At 76.4% G+C, this 935-nt stretch carries 2 protein-coding genes; both read right to left on the bottom strand.

Going from position 1 to position 935, the window contains the following annotated elements; all coding sequences use genetic code 11:
* Positions 1–472, bottom strand: a 472-nt coding sequence (locus C667_RS23365; RefSeq protein WP_004390440.1) for a response regulator, incomplete at its 3' end; no start/stop codon positions are given.
* A gap of 76 nt (positions 473–548) precedes the next feature.
* Positions 549–935, bottom strand: a 387-nt coding sequence (locus tag C667_RS23360) for a hypothetical protein (protein ID WP_004390438.1), incomplete at its 5' end; no start/stop codon positions are given.

The following is a 935-nucleotide window of genomic DNA, read 5'->3' as shown; positions in this document are numbered from 1 at the left end:
CGTCGCCGCTGCGGGCGGGGGCGTCGACGCCGGCGTCCGCGCGCAGGCCGCTGCGGGCGTGGGCGGGGCCGGCCAGCCGCAGCGCCTGGCGGATGCCCTGCAGCAAGGCCTGGCTGTCGAAGGGCTTGGTGAGATAGCCGGCGACGCCGAGCGCGGTGGCCTCGACCGCGTCGGGGATGCTGCCGTGCGCGGTGAGCAGGATGACCGGCAGCGCGGGATGCTGGCGGCGGATGTCCTCGAAGAGTGCGAGACCGTCGCCGTCGGGCAGGCGCACGTCGCTCAACACGAGGTCGAAGCGCTCCACGCCGAGCCGGCTGCGCGCGGCCTCGACGCAGTCGGCGGTGGCGACGCGGTAGCCGTTGGCCTGCAGTCGCATCGACAAGAGGCGCAGCAGGTCGGTGTCGTCGTCGACCACCAGCAGGCGGGCCGGCGCCGCGGCTTCGGTCGTGTAGGCCCTGATCGCCGTGCTCACCGGAGAGGGCTCCTGCGGGCGCGTGACCTCCTCCGTGCGGGAGGCGCGCGCAGCCCTTCCGGCCGTGCGAGGGCGCTCACTCCTGCGCCCCGGTGCGGGGCCGCACGGGCTGGGCGGGTGGGCTCAGCCGGCGCTCGATGTCGGCGAGCGCGTCCAGCTTGCGCTGCAGCTCGGCGTTCTGCCGGCGCAAGGCCTCGAGCTCCTGCTCCTGCACGCCGGTGGCGCGGGCGCGTTCGTCGAGCTGGCGGCGCAGGCGCTCGGCGAGTGCGCCGAGCTGCTGGCGTTCACGGATCTGTTCGAGCAGGGCGCGCGCGTAGGGATGCAGCGCGCGCGCCTCGGCGCCATCGTCGGCGAGCAGGCTCTCGAGCGCGCGCCGCGCCGTGGCGAGGCGATCCTGGCCGGGCTGTGCGGCCTGCACCGCGGCGTGCAGGCGCTGCTGCGCGGCTTCGTGGGCCAGGGCCGC

Origin of the sequence: Thauera phenylacetica B4P, assembly GCF_000310225.1 — a bacterium.
GTDB classification, from domain to species: domain Bacteria; phylum Pseudomonadota; class Gammaproteobacteria; order Burkholderiales; family Rhodocyclaceae; genus Thauera; species Thauera phenylacetica.
The sequence above is the reverse complement of the archived record's forward strand: the minus strand, read 5'-3'. Positions and strand labels throughout refer to the sequence as shown.